This window comes from Variovorax sp. ZS18.2.2 (genome assembly GCF_024701975.1).
In the GTDB taxonomy this organism is placed as follows: domain Bacteria; phylum Pseudomonadota; class Gammaproteobacteria; order Burkholderiales; family Burkholderiaceae_C; genus Variovorax.
Window position 1 is genome coordinate 19,104 of the sequence record NZ_JANLNM010000002.1, and the last position, 19,238, is coordinate 38,341.

The following is a 19,238-nucleotide window of genomic DNA, read 5'->3' on the forward strand; positions in this document are numbered from 1 at the left end:
GTCTGTCTGTCTGTCTGTCTGTCTGTCTGTGACGATCAATCGACTTTGATGCTGGCTTCTTTTGCCAGCTTCTGCCAGCGCACGAGTTCGGTCGTCACGACCTTGCCCAGTTGCTCGGGCGTGCCGCCGACGCCTTCGCTGCCTTGCGCCAGCAGCTTCTCGCGGATCTCGGGTTCCTTCACCACGGTGTTGATCACGCGGTTGAGCTTGTCGATGACGGGCTGCGGTGTCTTCGCGGGCACGAAGACGGCGTACCACGAGTCGACGTCGAAGTCGGGAATGCCGGCTTCCTGCATCGTCGGCACGTCGGGGAAGGCTGCGCTGCGCTTGGTGGTCGAGACCGCGAGCGCCTTGAGCTTGCCGGCCTTCACGAACTGCGCGGCCGCGGGAATCGACACCCACAGCAGCGGCACCTGCCCGCCCATCACATCGGTCACGGCCGGGCCGCCGCCACGGTAGGGAATGTGGGTCATGTGCGTGCCGGTGCGCAGCTTGAGCAGCTCGCCCGCCAGGTGCCCGGGCGAGCCGTTGCCCACCGAGGCGAAGGAGACGCTGTCGGGCTTGGCCTTGGCGAGCGCGACGAGTTCGGCCACCGTGTTCGGCGCGAACTGGTTGTTGGCCACTAGGATCTGCGGCAGCGAGGCGACCAGGCCGACCGGCGCGAAGTCTTTCGCGGTGTCGAAGCTCAGCTTGGTGTAGATGGCCGGATTGATGGTGTGCGAAGAGAGCGTGAAGAGCACCGTGTAGCCATCGTGCGGCGACTTGGCGACCACCTCGGTGCCGATGGAACCGGCCGCGCCGCCGCGGTTGTCGATCAGCACCTGCTGGCCGAGCAGGGACGAGAAGCGCTCCTGCACGATGCGCGCGATCACGTCGGTGCCGCCGCCGGGCGGGTAGGGCACGATCAGGCGGATCGGCTTGGTCGGGTAGTCGCTGCCGTTTTGCGCCTGCGCGGCGAAAGGTGCTGCCAAGGCCGTGACGGCCAACAGGCCCGCGCGCAGCCAGGGGGCGAGGAACAGGTTCATTCGGATCTCCTTCTCTTTATGGTGGATGTCGGCAGCGCCGTCGCGCGGTAGCCCAGCGTCACGCTCGCATCGCGCGCGCAGGCCATGAGGTGGTCGGCCAGGCCCCGCGCCTGGGTCCGCGCAAAGCGGATCGAGGGCACGCTCATGCCGACGGCCGCGACCGCTTCGCCGCGTGCGTTGAAGACGGGTACGCCGAGGCCGCAGACGCCCAGGCGCCATTCCTCGCGGTTTTCCGCGTAGCCGCGCGTGCGTGTGCGTTCGAGTTCGAGAAGGAGGGCATCGAAGTCGGTGATGCTGTTCTTCGTGTGGGCGACCAGCGTGCCCAGACGCTCGTGCAGCGCGGGCAGGTTGGGTGCTGCCGCGGCCAGCAGCGCCTTGCCCGATGCCACGCAGTAGGCCGCGGCCCGGCCGCCGATGCGCGAGTAGGCGGCCACCGGCAAGGGGCTGTCGAACTTGTCGAGGTAGACGATCTCGGCGCCATCGAGAACCGCGAGGTGAATGGTTTCGCCCGTCTGCTGCGCGAGCGCTGCCAGGTGCGGCCGCAGCAGCGCGCCGACGTCGGCCGCATCGCCGACCAGCGCGCCCAGCTCGAACAGGCGCAGGCTCGGCCGGTAGGCGCTGGTGTCGGGGTCCTGCACGGCCCAGCCGCAATCGACCAGCGTCTGCAGCGTGCGGTGCGCGTTGCTGCGGGCCATGCCGAAAGCCGCTGCCAGGTCGGTGACGCGGCAGGGGCGCTGCTGGCGCGTCATCCATTCGATGGCGGCCAGACCTTTGGCGAGCGTGGAATCCATGAGGCTTTCAGAAGTGTTCCAAATATCGGAACGCTGTTCCCGGATATGAAACCCAATGTAAGAACCATGGGTGCCCTTTGTCAATCGGGGACTTGGATGTAATCCAAAAAGCCTCAGCTTTTGCCTCAACGCCGGTGGCGGCCCGCCATCAGGTCGATCACCTCCCGAAAGATGGTGTTGCCGGTGGAGCTGGCGAGGTCGAGCACGTGGCTGCGGCTGTAGTACGGGCTCAGGTCGAGGCCGACGCCGATACCCGCGATCTCGATGTCGCCGCGCTGCTCCTGGCGTGCGACCACGTCGCGCAGGTGGTGATCGAGGTAGTGCGCGTCGTTCGCGAGGTGGGTGGCGCTGTCCATGGGCGAGCCGTCGGAAATCACCAGCAGCAGCTTGCGCGCCTCGGGGCGCTGGCGCAGGCGTGCGCAGGCCCAGTCGACCGCCTCGCCGTCGATGCCTTCGCGGAACAGGTCGGCCTTCAGCAGCGCGGCCATCGCGGGGCGCGCGCGGCGCCATGGCGTGGCCGCGGCCTTGAAGACGAGGTGGCTGCGCTCGTTGAGGCGGCCGGGATGGGAAGGCCTGCCGGCGCGAACCCACTCGCGCTGCGGGCGGCCGCCGGTCCAGGCGCCGGTGGTGAAGCCCAGCACTTCGCTGGTCACGCCGGCCTGCTCCAGCGCACGCGCGAACACATCGACCATCATCGCGACCGATTCGGCGTGCTCCTTCATCGAGCCCGAGCAGTCGATAAGAAAGCTCACCATGCAGTCGGCCACCGGCTCCATGCGCTCGGTGCGAAAGAGGCGCCGCTCGGTCGGTGAGGCGACGAGCTGCGCGAGGCGGCGGCCGTCGATCAGGCCTTCTTCCTGCCCGCCGTCCCAGCCGTCGCGCGTGGGGTCGGCGAGCAGGGCGCGCAGTTCGCGGGCGAGTCGCGCGATGTTCACGCCCTGACTCGCGATGCGGCGGTCGAGTTTTTCGCGGTGGTCGGCGAGCACCTCCTTGCGCGCCAGCGTGGCCGCGTCATGCTCGCGGTCGTAGGCGGTGGTGAAGACGCGGTAGACGCCGCCCGCCTCGTCGATCACCGCGCTGCGGCCCGACTCGGCGGTGGTGAAGCGCTCGATGATCTCGCGGTCCATGTCGGCGACGAGCATGAACACGCTGCGCTTGTCGTCCACATGCGGATCGCGCGCGTCGGCGCTTTCCTCGCCGGCCTCGTGCAGCATCGCAGCGACGGTGCGCGCGATGGCGAGCGCGTGCGCGGCGTAGGCAGCCTGGTCTGCGCGGTCGCGGCGGAGGCCCGCGAGTGCATGGCCGATCAGCGGCGCCAGGTGAAAGCGCGTGGCTTCGAGCATGTCCTCGGTTTCTTCCACCACCTGCTGGCCGCTCACACGCGCTCTGCAGATCTGCGCAACGGCATAGAGCAGCAGCCCGCGCGCGGTGTCGGTCAGCCCCGAGTGATGAAAGGCGAGCGACCACTGCTCGTGGCGATGCCGCAGGTTGTGGCGCATGCCGGCCATGACCTCGGGCGCGAGCGCTTCGACGCGGAACTGCTCGAGCATTTCGAACAGCATGCGTTCGACCGGCTCTTCGGGGCGAAGGCTTTCATGCAGCGCCGCATCGGACACGGTGAGCCGCAACGCGAGCCCATCGGCCACGCCACGGAACGACGCGAAGTCGTCGGTGTCGGCCGAGGGATGCAGGTGCGGCGCGAACCACGGCAGCACCACGCGCCCGCGGTGCAGGCGCTTGCCGCGAAAGTGCAGGTCGCGCTCGCCGCTGAAAGCCCGCACCACGCCCGCGCAGAGCTCGGCGACCTGCTCCTCCTGCCGCACGCGGCGCTGCATCGCGCTCGCGGGCGAGTCGGTCATTCGCCTGAACCCGACGACAGCTGATGCGACTCCTTCAGTTCCTGGTCGAAGCAGCGCTGGAAGTACTCGGCCACCAAGGGCCGTTCGGCGTCGTCGCACTTGTTGACGAAGGAGAGCCGGAACGCGAGCGCCGGGTCCTTGAAGATCTCGACGTTCTCGGCCCAGGTGATGACGGTGCGGGGCGACATCAGCGTCGAGAGGTCGCCCGCCGCGAAACCCTTGCGCGTGAGATCAGCCACGGCCACCATCGCCGCGACGAGCTTGCGGCCCGCATCGTCCGCGAGCGACGGCACGCGCGCCTGAACGATCGCGATCTCTTCATCGGCAGGCAGGTAGTTGAGCGAGGCGACGATGTTCCAGCGGTCGATCTGCGCATGGTTGAGTCGCTGCGCGCCGTGATAAAGCCCATTGAGGTTGCCCAGGCCCACCGTGTTGGCCGTGGCGAACAGGCGAAAGAAAGGGTGCGGCCGCAGCACCTTGTTCTGGTCCATCAGCGTGAACTTGCCGTCGCGCTCCAGGATGCGCTGAATGACGAACATCACATCGGGCCGGCCCGCGTCGTACTCGTCGAAGATCAATGCCACGGGCCGCTGCAGCGACCACGGCACGATGCCTTCCTGGAATTCGGTGACCTGCTGGCCTTCGCGAAGCACCACCGCATCCTTGCCCACGAGGTCGAGCCGGCTGATGTGGCCGTCGAGGTTCAGGCGCACGCAGGGCCAGTTCAGGCGCGCGGCGACCTGCTCGATGTGGGTCGACTTGCCGGTGCCGTGCAGGCCCTGCACCATCACCCGCCGATCGCGCGTGAAGCCCGCGAGGATCGCGAGCGTCACGTCGGGGTTGAAGCGGTAGACCGCATCGACCTCGGGCACGTGGTCATCGAGTCCTTCGCAATGGCTGAAGGCGGGCACCTGCAGGTCGGTGTCGATGCCGAACACCTCGCGCACGCTCAGCATCCGGTCGGGTCGCAGGTCTGCGGTATCGGTCACGGTGGGGCTTTCGAAAAGAACTGGGGGATCAGGCCGTGGCGCGGTCGCTACCTGCGTCGGTGTCGATGCGGCTCAACGCGAGCGCGGCGCGTTGCAGCGCGGGCAGCAGCGCCTTCGCCTTCGCCGCATCGAGCCGCATGATCGGCGCCTGCACCGCGATGCAGAGGTTCGATGGCGCCTCGTCGCCCGAAGGCACCAGCGCGGCGATGCACAAGAGGCCGGGCAGGAACTCTTCGTTGTCGATCGCAAAGCCGTCCTTGCGCACGCGCTGCACTTCTTTTTCGAGCGCTTCGGCATCGGTCAGCGTCTTGGGCGTGCACGTTTCGAGCGGCGCGTTGGAGAGCAGTCTTCGGCGCTGCGCCGCGCTCATCTGCGAGAGAAAGATCTTGCCGCTCGCCGAGCAGTGCACCGGCACGCGCGAGCCCGGGTGCAGGTAGAAGCGCAGCGGCGCGGCGGTCTCCACGCGGTCGAGGTACACGACCTCGCTGCCCGAGAGTGAGGTGAGGTTGCAGCTCTCGCCGATCTCCTCGACCAGCTGGCGCAGCACCGTGTGGCGCGCGCCGTGCAGGCTGTCGTTGAAGAGCAGGTTCTCCGACAGGCGCCGAAGCCGCGTGCCGATGCCGTAGTGGCGCCCGTCGCCTTCGCGCTGCAACAGCCCCGCGCCTTCGAGCTGCTGCAGCATGCGGTGCAGCGTGGGCTTGGGCATGCCGGTCTCTTCGACGAGGCCCTGCAGCGAGTAGCGCTGGTCTTTCGCGGCCATGACTTCGAGCAGGCCGAAGAGACGCATGGTGGGCGTGTCGCCCGCCGGTTCGGACGCTTCAGGGCGAGCTTCGGAGGAGAGGCCTTTGACGATCTTCATGCGGCGGATCATAGTTGTTTTGCAAAAAACAAGACAAGGCGTACCGATTTTTGTAAATTGTTTGACGCCACGGCGATGCCGTCCTATATTCCGCCGGAAAGAAATTCGGAACAAGTGGTTCCGACTTTTTGAATTGCCAACGACCGCCCCATCCCATCAGGAGACGCTTCCATGAGCCAGAAGAAACCCAACGCACCCGCCCGCGAAGCCGTCACCGGCGTGCAGAAGATGACGCCCTCCGAGGCCTTCGTCGAGACCATGGTCGCCAACGGCGTGACCGACATCTTCGGCATCATGGGCTCGGCCTTCATGGACGCGATGGACATCTTCGCGCCCGCCGGCATCCGCCTGATTCCGGTGGTGCACGAGCAGGGCGGCGCCCACATGGCCGACGGCTATGCGCGCGTCTCGGGCCGCCACGGCCTCGTGATCGGCCAGAACGGCCCCGGCATCAGCAACTGTGTGACGGCGATTGCTGCCGCTTACTGGGCGCACAGCCCGGTCGTGATGATCACGCCCGAGACCGGCACCATGGGCATGGGCCTCGGCGGCTTCCAGGAAGCCAACCAGCTGCCGATGTTCCAGGAGTTCACCAAGTACCAGGGCCATGTGAACAACCCCAAGCGCATGGCCGAGTACACGGCGCGCTGCTTCGACCGCGCCATCTCCGAGATGGGGCCGACGCAGCTCAATATTCCGCGCGACTACTTCTACGGCGAGATCACGGTCGAGATCCCGAAGCCGATGCGCGTGGAGCGTGGCGCGGGTGGCGAGAACAGCCTGAACGCTGCCGTCGAACTGCTGGCCTCGGCCAAGTTCCCGGTGATCCTGTCGGGCGGTGGTGTCGTGATGGGCGATGCGGTCGAGGAATGCAAGGCCCTGGCCGAACGCCTCGGCGCGCCGGTGGCCAACGGCTACCTGCGTAACGACTCCTTCCCCGCAAGCCATCCGCTGTCGGCCGGCCCGCTGGGCTACCAGGGCTCGAAGGCCGCGATGAAGCTCATCGCACAAGCCGACGTGGTGCTCGCGCTCGGTTCGCGCATGGGCCCCTTCGGCACGCTGCCGCAGCACGGCATGGACTACTGGCCCAAGGACGCGAAGATCATCCAGGTCGAGGCGGACCACACCAACCTCGGGCTGGTGAAGAAGATCACCGTTGGCATCCACGGCGATGCCAAGGCCACTGCCAAGGAATTGCTCAAGCGCCTGCAGGGCAAGACGCTGGCCTGCGACGCCACCAAGGCCGAGCGCGCCGAGAAGATCAAGTCGGAGAAGGCTGCGTGGGAAAAAGAGCTCGACGAGTGGACCCACGAGCGTGACCCGTACAGCCTCGACGCCATCGAAGAGGCCAAGGGCGAGAAGACACCGACCGGCGGCAGCTACCTGCACCCGCGTCAGGTGCTGCGTGAACTGGAGAAGGCCATGCCGCCGCGCGTGATGGTCTCCACTGACATCGGCAACATCAACGCCATTGCCAACAGCTACCTGCGCTTCGAGGAGCCGCGCAGCTTCTTCGCGCCGATGAGCTTCGGCAACTGCGGCTACTCGCTGCCCACGATGATCGGCGCCAAGTGCGCCGCGCCCGACCGCCCGGCGGTGGCCTATGCGGGCGACGGCGCCTGGGGCATGAGCATGTCGGAAATCATGACGGCCGTGCGCCACGACATTCCGGTGACGGCCGTGGTCTTCCACAACCGCCAGTGGGGCGCGGAGAAGAAGAACCAGGTCGACTTCTACAATCGCCGCTTCGTCGCGGGCGAGCTCGAAAGCGAGAGCTTCGCGGGCATCGCCAAGGCGATGGGCGCCGAGGGCATCGTGGTCGACAAGCTCGAAGACGTGGGCCCCGCGCTCAAGAAGGCCATCGACATGCAGATGAACGAAGGCAAGACCTGCGTGATCGAGATCATGTGCACCCGCGAGCTTGGCGACCCGTTCCGCCGCGACGCACTCTCCAAGCCGGTGCGCTTCCTGGACAAGTACAAGGACTACGTCTGACCGAATCGCTGCTCACGCTGAACGCCGGGTCGTCGTCGATCAAGGTCGCGCTGTTCGCGGCCGCAGGCGAGGGCGATGCGCTGCCGGCCGCGCGCTGGTCGGGGCAGGCCGATGGGCTCGGTGCAGGGCTGAAGGCGCGGCTGCGCGTGCGTGATGCAGAAGGGCGCACGCTGCACGACGCGGCGCTCGACGGCGACAGGCGCTCGCACGAGGGCGCGCTCGCCGCGCTGCTCGAATGGCATGCACAGCAGGGCGGTGGCGATCGCATCGCCGCGGTCGGCCATCGCATCGTGCATGGCGGCGTGAACTTCGTGGCGCCGGTGCGCATCGACGATGCGGTGCTCGCCGAGCTGGCCGCGCTCGAGCCGCTCGCGCCGCTGCACCAGCCGCACAACCTGGCGGGCGTTCGCGCCGCCATGAAGGCCTTCGATGGCGTGCCGCAGGTGGCGTGCTTCGACACGGCTTTTCATTCGACGCAGACCGAGGTGAACCGCCGCTTCGCGTTGCCGCGTGCGTTGCACGATGCGGGCGTGCGGCGTTACGGCTTCCATGGGCTTTCCTATGAATCGATCGTTGCGCAGTTCATGCGCATTGCGCCCGAGCTGGCGGAGAAGCGCGTGATCGTCGCGCACCTCGGCAACGGCGCCTCGATGTGCGCGATGGCGCAGGGGCGCTCGGTCGCGACGACGATGAGCTTTTCGCCACTCGACGGCCTGACGATGGGCACGCGCTGCGGGCACCTCGATGCAGCCGTCGTGCTGTACCTCATGCGCTCGCACGGCATGTCGGCGGAGCAGGTCGAGACGCTGCTGTTCCGCGAATCGGGGCTGCTCGGCTTGTCGGGCGTGTCGAGCGACATGCGCGAGCTCGAAGCGTCCACGGCACCCGAAGCCGCAGAGGCCATCGCGCATTTCACCGAGCAGGTCGTGCAGCACATGGGCAGCCTTGCCGCCGCGCTGCGCGGTGTCGATGCGGTGATCTTCACTGGCGGCATCGGCGAGAACGCGAGCGCGCTGCGCGAGCGCATCCTCGAAGAGTGCGACTGGCTCGGTGTGCACGTCGACGCGGCTGCCAACGGCGCGGGCCATGCGCGGCTCACGACGCCCGAGAGCCCCGTGAGCGCCTGGATGCTGCGCACCGATGAAGAGGCGGTCATCGCGCGGCACACCGCGCAGGTGCTCGGCGCCTCCTAGCGCGCAGCCTGCGTGCGCGGCACCGTCGCGCCGCAGTGCCGAAGGAAGTCGGCAGTCGCACGCCCCAGCAACTTGTCGCGGTGCATCACTGTCGCCAGCCGCCGCATGCCTGCGGGCAGCCGCGTGCGCAGTTCGATCAGATGCCCGTCCTCCAGCGCCTGCGCCACCGTGTAGCGCGAGAGGCAGGCCAGGGCCGTGCCCGAGGCCACCACGCGCTTGATCGCTTCGGTGCTGCCGAGCTCGAAGCCCACGTGCACCTGCTCCAGGTTCTGGATCAGCCACGCATCGGTGACCTGCCGCGTGCCCGAGCCAAGCTCTCTCAGAACCCAGGTGGCCTGCGAGAGCTGGCGGTGCGTGGCGATGCGGTTCGCGAGTGCATGGCCCGGCGCGGCGACGATGACCAGCTCGTCTTCGCGCCATGCGCGCACCACGAGATCGGGGTGCGTCTGCGGGCCTTCGATGAAGCCCACGTCCACGTCGAAGCCAGCGACGGCTTCGATCACGTCGCGTGTGTTCGCGATGTGCAGGTGCACCTGGCTCTGCGGATGCAGCGCGGTCCATTGCGACACGCGCTCGGGCAGCAGGTACTCGCCGATGGTGAAGCTGGCCGCCACGCGCAGCGGCGCCGCATGCTCGCCGCTGAAGAGCGCCTGCACCTCGCTCGCTTGGTCGAGCAGCGCCTGCGCCTTGGGTAGCAGCGCACGGCCGTTTTCGTTGAGCACCAACCGGCGGCCGATGCGGTCGAACAGCAACACACCGACGGACGATTCCAGGTCGGCCAGCGCGCTGCTCGCGGCCGACTGCGAACGCGCCACGCGATCAGCCGCCGCCCGGGTGCTGCCGCCGCGCGCCGTGGCCACGAAAACTTCGAGCTGGCGCAGGTTCAGGCGCAGGCGCTGAGTGAGCTGTTGATCTGTTTTTCCGGTCATGGTGAGCGATATTCTCCGCTTTTCCGATTGATCAGGGCTCCCTAACATCGGCGCTGCCACGCTTGAAAACAAAGGACCGCCAGTGTTCAGTTTCCTGTCCAAAGAACCCGTGCACGATCCGCTCAAAGCGCCGACGCCCACGGCGGACACCGAGGTCAAGACCACCACCTGCTACATGTGCGCCTGCCGCTGCGGCATCCGTGTGCACCTGCGCGAGGGCGAGAAGGGCCCCGAGGTGCGCTACATCGACGGCAACCCCAACCACCCGCTGAACCAGGGCGTGATCTGCGCCAAGGGTTCCTCGGGAATCATGAAGCAGGTGTCGCCCGCGCGCATCACGCAGCCGCTGCTGCGCAAGGCCGGCAGCGAGCGTGGCGCGGGGGAGTTCGAGCCCATCAGCTGGGAGCGCGCCTACGACATGCTGACCGAGCGGCTCGGCAAGATCCGCGCGACCGATCCGAAGAAGTTCGCGCTCTTCACCGGACGCGACCAGATGCAGGCGCTCACCGGCCTCTTCGCGCGGCAGTTCGGCACGCCCAACTACGCGGCGCACGGCGGCTTCTGCTCGGTCAACATGGCCGCGGGAATGATCTACACCATCGGCGGCAGCTTCTGGGAGTTCGGCGGGCCCGACCTGGAGCGCGCCAAGCTGTTCGTGATGATCGGCACGGCCGAAGACCATCACAGCAATCCGATGAAGATCGCGATCAGCAAGTTCAAGCGTGCGGGTGGCCGCTTCATCTCGATCAACCCGGTGCGCACCGGTTATTCGGCGATTGCGGACGAGTGGATTCCGATCAAGCCCGGCACCGATGGGGCGCTGTTTATGGCGCTGCTGCACGAGCTCATCGGCAATGAGCTGGTGGACCATGCGTTCCTCAAGCGCTTCACCAATGCGCCGCAGCTCGTGGTGCTCGACGACTGCGAGCGTGAAGGGCTGTTCGCCTTCGATCCCGAGCGCGGGCCGCCAGGCGATGGGCGCAATCCGCACAACAAGCTGGTGTGGGACTTGAGCAGTGGAAGCGTGAAGCCCGCGTATCCCGAAGGCATCGCCGATGGATGCGACCCGGCGCTCGAAGGTCACTACACGTTGGCCGACGGCACGCGTGTCGCACCGTCGTTCCAGCTGCTGCGCGAGCGTGTGGCGCTCTGCACGCCCGAGTGGGCGCAGGGCATCACCGGCATCGATGCGGCGCGCATCCGCAAGCTGGCGCGCGAGATGGGAGAGACCGCGCTGCAGCAGGCTTTCGGGCTGCCGATTCCGTGGACCGATGCGTGGGGCAAGAAGCACCCGACGACGCAGGCGCGGCCGGTGGCCTTCCATGCGATGCGAGGCCTCGCGGCGCACTCCAATGGCTTCCAGACCGTGCGTGCACTTGCGGTGCTGATGAGCGTGCTCGGCACCATCGACGCACCCGGTGGCTTCCGCCACAAGGCACCTTACCCGCGCCACATCGTGCCCAACTACCGGGCCTTCAACGACCCCGGAATGATCCAGCCGAACACACCGCTCAACGCTGCGCCGCTGGGCTTTCCGGCGAACCCGGAAGAGCTGGCGATCAACCCCGACGGCTCGCCGATCCGCATCGACCATGCGTTCTCGTGGGAGCACCCGTTGTCGGCACACGGGCTCATGCACAACGTGATCACCAACGCGGTGAAGGGCGACCCCTATCGCATCGACACGCTGCTGATCTTCATGGCCAACATGGCGTGGAACTCCAGCATGAACACGATGGGCGTGCGCGAGATGCTCAACCGCAAGGACGAGAAGGGCGAGCACATGATTCCCTTCCTTGTGGTGTGCGACGCCTTCCAGAGCGAGACCGTGGCCTTCGCCGACCTCGTGCTGCCCGACACCACATACCTCGAGCGCCACGACGTGATGGGCATGCTCGACCGGCCGATCTCGGAATTCGACGGGCCGGTCGATTCGGTGCGCGTGCCCGTGGTGCCGCCGACCGGGGAGTGCAAGCCCTTCCAGGAGGTGCTGATCGAGCTGGCTTCGCGGCTGAAGTTCCCGGCGTTCACCACGCCCGAGGGCGGGCGCAAGTACACGGGCTACCCGGACTTCGTCGTCAACTTCGAGCCGCAGCCGGGCATCGGCTTTCTCATGGGCTGGCGCGGCAAGGACGGCACCGAGCATCTGCGCGGCGCGCCGAACCCGAAGCAGTGGGAAGCCTACGCAGAGAACAACTGCGTGTTCCAGTACCACATGCCCGAGACCATGCACTACATGCGCAACTGGAACCGGGAGTACCTCGATTTCGCGAAGGACAAGGGCTGGCGCCAACGCAACGACCCGGTGCAACTGGCCCTGTACTCCGACACGCTGCAGAGCTTTCGCCTCGCGGCGCAAGGCAAGAGCGCGGGACGGCAACCGCCCGATGCGCTGCGCGAGCGCATCGAGAAATACTTCGATCCGCTGCCGTTCTGGTACCCGCCGCTCGAAGAGGCCGCGACCGACCTGGAGGCCTATCCGCTCAACGCGCTGACGCAACGGCCGATGGCGATGTACCACTCGTGGGATTCGCAGAACGCGTGGCTGCGGCAGATCCACAGCCACAACTATCTGCAAGTGAACCCGCTCACCGCCGAGGCTGCCGGCATTGCGGACGGCGGCTGGTGCTGGGTCGAGAGCCAGTGGGGCAAGGTGCGCTGCATGCTGCGCTACAGCGAGGCTGTGGAGCCGGGCACGGTGTGGACATGGAATGCGATCGGCAAGGCGGATGGCGCATGGCAACTCGCCCCCGGTTCGGACGAAGCGCGCAAGGGCTTTTTGCTCAACCACCTGATCAGCGAGGAACTGCCGTGCGAAGGCACGGCGAGCGGGCGCATCAGCAACTCCGATCCGATCACGGGGCAGGCGGGCTGGTACGACGTGCGCGTGCGTATTCGACCGGCCGAACCGGGAGAGCCCGAAGAGAGCTATCCGCAGATGGCGAGCATGCCGAGTCCGCCCGGGGTGTTGGGGAAGGCGGCGAGCGTGTTGACGTACTTTGCGGGGCGTCGGAAATGATGCAGTGGCTCAAGGACCTGATGGCTCCGGTTTCTCTCCCTCCCCCAGAGGGGGAGGGAGCAATGCAACGAAGCGCGCGGAGCCCGGCGAGACGCTCGCCAAGCAACTCGCCCTCGTCATCGACCTCAACGTCTGCGTCGGCTGCCACGCCTGCGTGACCTCGTGCAAGCAATGGAACACCTCCGGCAGCGCCGGCCCGCTGGCCGACGAGCGGCCCTATGCGGCGAACCCGACCGGCACCTTCTTCAACCGCGTGCAAACCTACGAGGCCGGCACCTTTCCCGCGACCGAGACAGTCCATCTCCCCAAGAGCTGCCTGCACTGTGAAGACCCGCCCTGCGTGCCCGTGTGCCCGACCGGCGCGAGCTACAAGCGCAAGGAAGACGGCATCGTGCTCGTCGACTACGACAAGTGCATCGGCTGCAAGTACTGCGCGTGGGCCTGTCCCTACGGCGCGCGCGAGCTCGATGAAGAACGCCAGGTCATGACCAAGTGCACGCTCTGCGTCGATCGCATCTACGACGAGCTGCTGCCCAAGGAAGACCGCAAGCCCGCCTGCGTGAAGGCCTGCCCCACGGGCGCACGGCTCTTCGGCGATGTGAAGGACCCGGACTCCGAGGTGTCGAAGGCGATCCGCGAACGCGGTGGCTACCAGCTGATGCCGGAGTGGGAGACCAGCCCGGCGAACCAGTACCTGCCGCGCCTCATCACGCAGTCGACCGACGCACAGGGATAACGGCATGCACCCCGCGTTCTCGATTCTTTTCTTCACCACGCTGGCCGGTGCGGCGCAGGGCCTTGTGTTCACGCTGGCGCTCGGTGCGCTGTTCGGCCTGGAGATGGCGCCGGGCTTTCTGACGTTGGCGCTGGGCGTGGCCGAAGTGCTGCTTGTGGCTGGTCTTGCTGCTTCATTCATGCACCTGGGCCGCAAGACACGCGCATGGCGTGCTGTGCTGATGTGGAGAACCTCGTGGATGTCGCGCGAGGTGATCGTGCTGCCGGGCTTCATCGCGCTGGTTGCGTTGTGGTGGTTGTCGCTGCAGTTCGGCATTGGCGCGCCGTGGTCGTGGCTGCTGCCCGTGCTGGTGCTGTTCGGTGCAGTGGCGCTCTGGTACTGCACCGCGATGATCTACGCGTGCCTGCGCTTCATCGAGGAATGGGCGCATCCACTCACCATCGTCAACTTCACGCTGATCGGGTTGTCGTCGGGGCTGGTGTTAGCGTGCGCGATGGCGGCCGTCGCCGGCGAGGCGCGCTTCGTGCAGGTCTTCGGGCCGTGCGCGCTCGTCGCCACGCTGGCGGCGTGGGCGGCGCGAGGGCAGGCATTGCGGCGCAACGCCGGCATCCGCCACAGGTCGACGCTGCAGTCGGCCACCGGCATCCGCAACGAGAAGCTGGTGCAGAAGTCGATGGGCATGTCGGCCGGCTCGTTCAACACGCGCGAGTTCTTCCATGGGGCATCGCTGGCCGCGCTGAAGAACATCAAGCTCGGCTTCCTGCTGCTGGCCTTCGCGCTGCCTGCACTGCTGCTGGTGTGGGGCGTTGCGAGCGCGGCCGTGCTGCCATGGCTGCTCGCGGTGTTGGTGCAAGCGCCGGGCCTGCTGGCCGAGCGCTGGTTCTTCTTCGCGCAGGCCAAGCACCCGCAGAACCTGTACTACCAGGTCGTGTCTTAGTCGCGCTGAAGACTGCCGGCGCGGGTTTGCATCCACCCCTTGGCCGCGTGCCCGTGGCACGATCCCCGGCCATGAACTTCCGTCAATTGCGCTACTTCTGCGAGGTGGCCGACAGCGGCACCCTCGCGCGCGCCGCCGAGCGCCTGTTCGTCGCGCCCACCGCCATCAGCATGCAGATCGCGCAGCTCGAGGAAGGTTTGAGGGGCATGCTGTTCGATCGAACCGCCAGGCCCATGAAGCTCACCCCGCTGGGGCTGTTTTTCCTGCCGCGGGCGCGCGAACTGCTGGCAAACGGCCAGCGGCTGGAAGAAGAGACCCGCGACGTGGCCAGCGGAAAGAGCGGCTGGCTCGGCATCGGTTTCGTCCGGTCGCTGCTCAACTCCGTGCTGACGGACGCGGTGCGCGCCTTCCGGCAGAGGCATCCCGACGTCAAGCTCGATCTGGTTGAACTGCTGTCCGAACACCAGCCGGCGCAGTTGCGCAGCGGTCGCATCCACATCGGCCTGTCGCGCTTTGCCGGACCGCAGGAGCCGCCCCCGGATCTGCGGCACGAACTTCTCTTCGAAGACCCGTTCGTCGTCGCGCTTCCTGCCGACCATCGCTCGGCGAAGCGAGGCAAGGTTTCGCTGGCAGAACTTGCGGGGCTGCCGCTCATCAGCTATCCGAAAGATCCGCAGAGTTCCTTCGCGCAGCACGTCATCGGGCAGCTTCGCGCGTTGGGCGTGCAACCGCGCGTGGGGCACGAGGCCATCGAGATCCACACCGCGCTCGGGCTCGTCGCGGCGGGGCTGGGCTATGCGGTTGTCGGCGCTTCGGTGGCGCAGCGCGCGCAGAGCGATGTGGCCTTCGTCAGGCTGCCCGCGCTCAAGGCGCGCACCACGGTCGTGGCAGTGACACGTGTCGACGAAGAAGGGCCGCTGGTCGCCTCCATGCTCAGGACGTTGGCGTCCGTGCGGCAAGCTGCGAAGAAGCTCTGAATATCTGAAGGTATCTCCAGAAATCGGCACTGTCGTTCAGGAGTTCATCGGGTGATCATCCGCACCCATGAGACAACAACTGCAAAAAGAGGCGCTTGCAAGCTTGCGCCAACTGGGTGCCGCCACCGTGTACGAAGCGCAGGGCGCTTGCGGCGCGCTCGATAGCGGCCTGAAACCGCTCGATGCGGCCAGCCGCCTCGTGGGGCCGGCGCTCACCGTGGACATTCGACCCGCGGACAACCTCATGCTGCACTACGCGCTGCTCAAGGCAAAGCCGGGCGACGTGCTGGTGGTCGATGCCAAGGGCTTCATGGAAGCCGGCCCCTGGGGCGACGTGCTGACCGAAGCCGCCATGGCGCGCGGCGTGGCGGGGCTGGTGCTCCACGGCGCGGTGCGCGATGCCGAAGCCATCGTGCGGATGGGCTTTCCTGTGTTCTGCCGCGGGCTGTCGATCAAGGGCACCGGCAAGCACCAGCCAGGGCGCATCAACGTGCCCGTGTGCATCGGCGACGCGGTGGTCCGGCCCGGCGACATCGTCGTCGGCGACCGCGACGGCCTCGTGATGGTCGCAGGCGATGCCGTCGATCGCGTGCTGGCGAGCGCGCAGGCCCGCGAGGAAAAGGAAGCCGGCTTTCGCCGTGCGATTGCGAACGGAAGCTCCACGGTGGAACTGCTCGACCTCGGCGAGACGCTGCACCGGCTCGGCCTGCATTGAACGCGGCCACGAGGCCGCTCGAACAACAAACAACCAAGAAGAGACAAAAACCATGAACAAGCAAAAGCGGATCTTTTTCGGGCTCTGCGCATCCGCCGTCGCGCTGGCCACCACCTTGTCGGCGCCCGCTGCCTTGGCGCAGGCCTATCCACAGAAGCCGATTCGCCTCATCGTGCCGTGGCCCGCGGGCGGTGCGACCGACTCGGTGGGGCGCGCGGTGGCCGAGGCCCTGCGCGTGCAACTGGGGCAATCGGTCATCGTCGACAACATCGCGGGCGCGGGCGGCAACATCGGCACGCAGCAGTTCATTCGCCAGCCGCACGACGGCTACACGCTGCTGCTGGCCACGAGTTCGACCAACTCCGCCAATCCCTATCTCTACAAGCGCACCGGCTTCGATCCGATCAAGGACTTCACGCCGGTCGCGTCGCTGGCCGTCATTCCGAGCGTGATGGTGGTGGCGGCCGCTTCGCCCTACAAGACGCCCGCCGACATCGTGAGAGCCGCCAAGGCCAGGCCGGGCTCGCTCTCGTACGGCTCGGGCGGCGTGGGCAATTCGGCGCACCTGGCGGGCGAGCTCTTCAAGTCGGTGGTGCGCATCGACACGATCCACGTGCCCTACAAGGGCAGTTCGCCGGCACTGACCGACGTGATGGCGGGGCAACTCGACTACATGCTCGACACCGGGGCGTATGGGCAGATCAAGGGCGGAAAGATCCGCGCCATCGCCGTCGCTTCCGACAGGCGCCATCCCATGCTGCCGGATGTGCCGACTTTCGACGAGCTCGGGATCAAGGGCATGCACATGAACGCCTGGTACGGCCTGGCCGCACCCGCGGGTACGCCGAGCGCGGTGGTCGATCGACTGAACGCCGCGGTGCAGGCGGCTTTCAGGACGGGCGACCTGGGCAAACGGCTGGCCGATATCGGTGCCGAGGTGCGCACCGGCGATGCCGCGAGCTTCGCCGCGTTCTGGAAGTCCGAGCTCGAGCGTTACGCTGGCCTTGTGAGGCTCACCGGCGCATCATTGGATTGATGCGCACAGGCAGGAGACAAAACAGATGAGCACCACCGCATTCATTGCCGCAAGGCGCCTGGGTGTCGTGCTGGCTTGCACGGCTGCCGCGATCCTCGCCGCCGGCTGCGCGGCACCCGGCAACAGCAATGCGGGCGCCGGCGCACCGTCGTTCCGCGTCGATGTGTCGTGGCCCAGGCCATTGCCCAACAACTGGATCCTCGGCCAGGTCAGCGGCGTGGCCGTCGATGCCGAAGACCACATCTGGGTCTTGCAGCGTCCGCGCAGCCTTTCCGAAGACGAGGCCGGTGCAGCGGCAAAACCGCCGCAGTCCAAATGCTGCTTGCCCGCGCCACCGGTGCTCGAGTTCGATGCCGCGGGCCGGCTGCTTCGTTCATGGGGCGGCCCCGGCGCCGGCTATGACTGGCCGGGCAACGAGCACGGCATTCACGTCGACGCCAAGGGCTTCATCTGGATCACCGGCAACGGCGACAACGACGGCCAGGTGCTCAAGTTCACACGCGACGGCAAGTTCGTCCTGCAGATCGGCAAGGTCGGGCCGCAGACCGGCAGCACCGACACCACCCGCCTTGGCAAGGCCGCGGGCGTGGAGGTCGACGGTGCGGCCAGCGAGGTGTATGTGGCCGACGGCTACCAGAACCGCCGCGTCATCGTGTTCGATGCCGACACCGGCGCGTACAAGCGCCACTGGGGTGCCTATGGTCGCCCGCCGAGCGATGCCGAGAAGCTGCAGGCGCGCCGCGCGTTGCCTCCCACGCAGGCCCAACTCCAGCAGTTCGGCACGCCGGTGCACTGCGTGCGCGTCGCGCGCGATGGGCTCGTGTATGTGTGCGACCGGCTCAACAACCGCGTGCAGATCTTCAAAAAGGACGGCAGCTTCGTCAAGGAATTCATGGTCGAGCCCGCCACGGCCGGCAACGGCTCGGTGTGGGACATGGTGATCTCGCGAGATGCGCAACAGAAGTGGCTCTTCATGGCCGACGGCCGCAACAACCAGGTGCTGACGCTCGACCGCAGCACCGGCGCAGTGACCGGCACGCTGGGCCGGCCGGGCCGGTATGCGGGCGAGTTCCACTGGGTGCACGACCTCGCGATCGACTCGCGCGGCAACCTCTACGCAGGCGAGGTCGACAACGGCAAGCGTGTGCAGCGGTTCACGCGCGATTGACGAGGCGGGCCGGGCGGCCTGTTCAGGCCTCGAAGTTCAGTGCAAGGCCGGGCGTCGGCCAATCGTCGATCGCAATCAACCGCCCGCTGCCCGAGAGCGTGACGAAAGCCGTGCGCCTGTCGCGCCCACCGAAGCAGATGTTGGTGGTGTAGCGGTCGGGCAGCGGCACGTGCTCGACGGTGCTGCCATCGGGCGCGACGATGCTGATGCCGCCGTGCAGCAGCGTGGCTACGCAGAGGTTGCCGAGCGCATCGACGGCCATCGAATCGAAGCGCTGGTAGTGCCCGCCGGGCGAGGCGCACAGCATGCGTCCGCCATGCGGTGATGGCCAGCCGTCCTTGCGCACGCGGCCCGGCGCGGTGATGTCGAAGGCCCACACGCGTGCGCCTTCGGTCTCGGCGTAGTAGAGCGTGTTGCCATCGGGCGAGAGCGCGATGCCGTTGGGCGTCATCACCGGCCGAGCGATCACGCATGCGGCGCTGCCGTCGCTGTGGCCGTAGAAAAGGCCGCCGCGGTCCATGTCACGCTCGCGCGTCTTGCCCAGGTCGGTGAAGTAGAAGCCGCCGCGCGCATCGAACACGATGTCGTTGGGGCCGCAGAGTGCGCCGTGTTCGACCGTGTCGTACAGCCGTTCGAAGCGGCCGATCGCGAGGTTCACGCGCTCGATGCGGCCACCTGAATAGTCTTCGGCCTGGCCCACGGGACGGTGGCAGCCATCGGCCTCGGTGTGCCATTTGAAGCCGCCGTTGTTGCACACGTAGACCGCGCCGTCCGGCCCGATGGCCGCGCCGTTCGGGCCGCCACCCAGGTCGGCCACCACCTGCACCAGCCCGTCGTGCCGCACGCGCGTGAGCGTGCCGCGCGCGATCTCGACCAGCAGCACGGAGCCATCGTCCATGGCAATCGGGCCTTCGGGGAATTGCAGGCCGGCGGCGAGTTCGCGGATGTGCATCGGGGTCTCCATGCGCTGGCGTGTGCGCGGCTTGCGAGTTTGCGGCTTCCCGCCGCGC

16 protein-coding genes are annotated in these 19,238 nt (G+C 67.3%); 9 read left to right on the top strand and 7 right to left on the bottom strand.

Translation table 11 applies throughout. The features are described from left to right. Window positions 1-35: 35 nt before the first annotated feature. The 5 genes from NU688_RS10580 to NU688_RS10600 all read right to left on the bottom strand — a co-directional run bounded on the left by NU688_RS10580 (window position 36) and on the right by NU688_RS10600 (window position 5,535). Entirely contained in the window at window positions 36-1,025 is a 990-nt protein-coding gene (locus NU688_RS10580) for a tripartite tricarboxylate transporter substrate binding protein (RefSeq protein WP_257860574.1), read from the bottom strand. Next, window positions 1,022-1,816, bottom strand: a complete 795-nt coding sequence (locus tag NU688_RS10585) for an IclR family transcriptional regulator (RefSeq protein ID WP_257860575.1) — start codon at window positions 1,814-1,816, stop codon at window positions 1,022-1,024. The genes NU688_RS10580 and NU688_RS10585 overlap by 4 nt, the downstream gene beginning before the upstream one ends. A gap of 125 nt (window positions 1,817-1,941) precedes the next feature. Next, a complete protein-coding gene (locus NU688_RS10590) occupies window positions 1,942-3,675 on the bottom strand; it encodes a cobalt chelatase (protein WP_257860576.1) in 1,734 nt (577 codons plus the stop codon). Then, on the bottom strand, window positions 3,672-4,664 hold the full coding sequence (locus NU688_RS10595) for an AAA family ATPase (protein WP_257860577.1): 993 nt from the start codon (window positions 4,662-4,664) through the stop codon (window positions 3,672-3,674). The genes NU688_RS10590 and NU688_RS10595 overlap by 4 nt, the downstream gene beginning before the upstream one ends. A gap of 28 nt (window positions 4,665-4,692) precedes the next feature. Beyond that, on the bottom strand, window positions 4,693-5,535 hold the full coding sequence (locus tag NU688_RS10600) for an IclR family transcriptional regulator (RefSeq protein WP_374684641.1): 843 nt from the start codon (window positions 5,533-5,535) through the stop codon (window positions 4,693-4,695). Window positions 5,536-5,694: 159 nt separating this feature from the next. On the opposite strand from NU688_RS10600, the gene xsc reads away from it, so the two are divergent. Beyond that, the gene (gene xsc / locus NU688_RS10605; protein WP_257860579.1) at window positions 5,695-7,518 is read left to right on the top strand and encodes a sulfoacetaldehyde acetyltransferase; all 1,824 of its coding nucleotides are present in this window, start codon (window positions 5,695-5,697) and stop codon (window positions 7,516-7,518) included. Then, window positions 7,515-8,711, top strand: coding sequence for an acetate/propionate family kinase (locus NU688_RS10610; RefSeq protein WP_257861192.1), 1,197 nt, complete (start codon window positions 7,515-7,517; stop codon window positions 8,709-8,711). The genes xsc and NU688_RS10610 overlap by 4 nt, the downstream gene beginning before the upstream one ends. On the opposite strand, the gene NU688_RS10615 is transcribed toward NU688_RS10610, so the two are convergent. Continuing rightward, on the bottom strand, window positions 8,708-9,640 hold the full coding sequence (locus NU688_RS10615; RefSeq protein ID WP_257860580.1) for a LysR family transcriptional regulator: 933 nt from the start codon (window positions 9,638-9,640) through the stop codon (window positions 8,708-8,710). The two genes, NU688_RS10610 and NU688_RS10615, sit on opposite strands and share 4 nt — an antisense overlap. An 82-nt stretch (window positions 9,641-9,722) precedes the next feature. Between NU688_RS10615 and NU688_RS10620 the strand changes: the two genes are divergently transcribed. The 7 genes from NU688_RS10620 to NU688_RS10650 all read left to right on the top strand — a co-directional run bounded on the left by NU688_RS10620 (window position 9,723) and on the right by NU688_RS10650 (window position 18,228). Continuing rightward, entirely contained in the window at window positions 9,723-12,659 is a 2,937-nt protein-coding gene (locus tag NU688_RS10620; RefSeq protein WP_308340296.1) for a molybdopterin oxidoreductase family protein, read from the top strand. Between the two features lie 4 nt (window positions 12,660-12,663). After that, window positions 12,664-13,395, top strand: coding sequence for a 4Fe-4S dicluster domain-containing protein (locus tag NU688_RS10625; protein ID WP_308340297.1), 732 nt, complete (start codon window positions 12,664-12,666; stop codon window positions 13,393-13,395). A gap of 4 nt (window positions 13,396-13,399) precedes the next feature. Then, on the top strand, window positions 13,400-14,332 hold the full coding sequence (locus NU688_RS10630) for a DmsC/YnfH family molybdoenzyme membrane anchor subunit (RefSeq protein ID WP_257860581.1): 933 nt from the start codon (window positions 13,400-13,402) through the stop codon (window positions 14,330-14,332). A gap of 71 nt (window positions 14,333-14,403) precedes the next feature. Beyond that, on the top strand, window positions 14,404-15,309 hold the full coding sequence (locus NU688_RS10635) for a LysR family transcriptional regulator (protein WP_257860582.1): 906 nt from the start codon (window positions 14,404-14,406) through the stop codon (window positions 15,307-15,309). 67 nt (window positions 15,310-15,376) lie between these two features. Then, window positions 15,377-16,024, top strand: coding sequence for a 4-carboxy-4-hydroxy-2-oxoadipate aldolase/oxaloacetate decarboxylase (locus NU688_RS10640; protein WP_257860583.1), 648 nt, complete (start codon window positions 15,377-15,379; stop codon window positions 16,022-16,024). A 52-nt stretch (window positions 16,025-16,076) separates the two neighbouring features. Continuing rightward, entirely contained in the window at window positions 16,077-17,060 is a 984-nt protein-coding gene (locus tag NU688_RS10645) for a tripartite tricarboxylate transporter substrate binding protein (RefSeq protein ID WP_257860584.1), read from the top strand. 25 nt (window positions 17,061-17,085) lie between these two features. After that, window positions 17,086-18,228, top strand: a complete 1,143-nt coding sequence (locus tag NU688_RS10650; protein ID WP_257860585.1) for a hypothetical protein — start codon at window positions 17,086-17,088, stop codon at window positions 18,226-18,228. Between the two features lie 22 nt (window positions 18,229-18,250). Here NU688_RS10650 and NU688_RS10655 read toward each other — a convergent pair whose 3' ends face one another. After that, window positions 18,251-19,180, bottom strand: a complete 930-nt coding sequence (locus NU688_RS10655) for an SMP-30/gluconolactonase/LRE family protein (protein WP_257860586.1) — start codon at window positions 19,178-19,180, stop codon at window positions 18,251-18,253. Window positions 19,181-19,238 lie beyond the last annotated feature (58 nt).

Excerpts from the sequence above, each read along its gene's own strand:
- NU688_RS10640 (WP_257860583.1), top strand. The coding sequence starts at position 15,377 with ATGAGACAACAACTGCAAAAAGAGGCGCTTGCAAGCTTGCGCCAACTG.
- NU688_RS10650 (WP_257860585.1), top strand. The coding sequence starts at position 17,086 with ATGAGCACCACCGCATTCATTGCCGCAAGGCGCCTGGGTGTCGTGCTG.
- NU688_RS10630 (WP_257860581.1), top strand. The coding sequence starts at position 13,400 with ATGCACCCCGCGTTCTCGATTCTTTTCTTCACCACGCTGGCCGGTGCG.
- NU688_RS10645 (WP_257860584.1), top strand. The coding sequence starts at position 16,077 with ATGAACAAGCAAAAGCGGATCTTTTTCGGGCTCTGCGCATCCGCCGTC.
- NU688_RS10585 (WP_257860575.1), bottom strand. The coding sequence starts at position 1,816 with ATGGATTCCACGCTCGCCAAAGGTCTGGCCGCCATCGAATGGATGACG.
- NU688_RS10600 (WP_374684641.1), bottom strand. The coding sequence starts at position 5,535 with ATGATCCGCCGCATGAAGATCGTCAAAGGCCTCTCCTCCGAAGCTCGC.
- xsc (WP_257860579.1), top strand. The coding sequence starts at position 5,695 with ATGAGCCAGAAGAAACCCAACGCACCCGCCCGCGAAGCCGTCACCGGC.
- NU688_RS10655 (WP_257860586.1), bottom strand. The coding sequence starts at position 19,180 with ATGCACATCCGCGAACTCGCCGCCGGCCTGCAATTCCCCGAAGGCCCG.
- NU688_RS10590 (WP_257860576.1), bottom strand. The coding sequence starts at position 3,675 with ATGACCGACTCGCCCGCGAGCGCGATGCAGCGCCGCGTGCGGCAGGAG.
- NU688_RS10615 (WP_257860580.1), bottom strand. The coding sequence starts at position 9,640 with ATGACCGGAAAAACAGATCAACAGCTCACTCAGCGCCTGCGCCTGAAC.
- NU688_RS10635 (WP_257860582.1), top strand. The coding sequence starts at position 14,404 with ATGAACTTCCGTCAATTGCGCTACTTCTGCGAGGTGGCCGACAGCGGC.
- NU688_RS10580 (WP_257860574.1), bottom strand. The coding sequence starts at position 1,025 with ATGAACCTGTTCCTCGCCCCCTGGCTGCGCGCGGGCCTGTTGGCCGTC.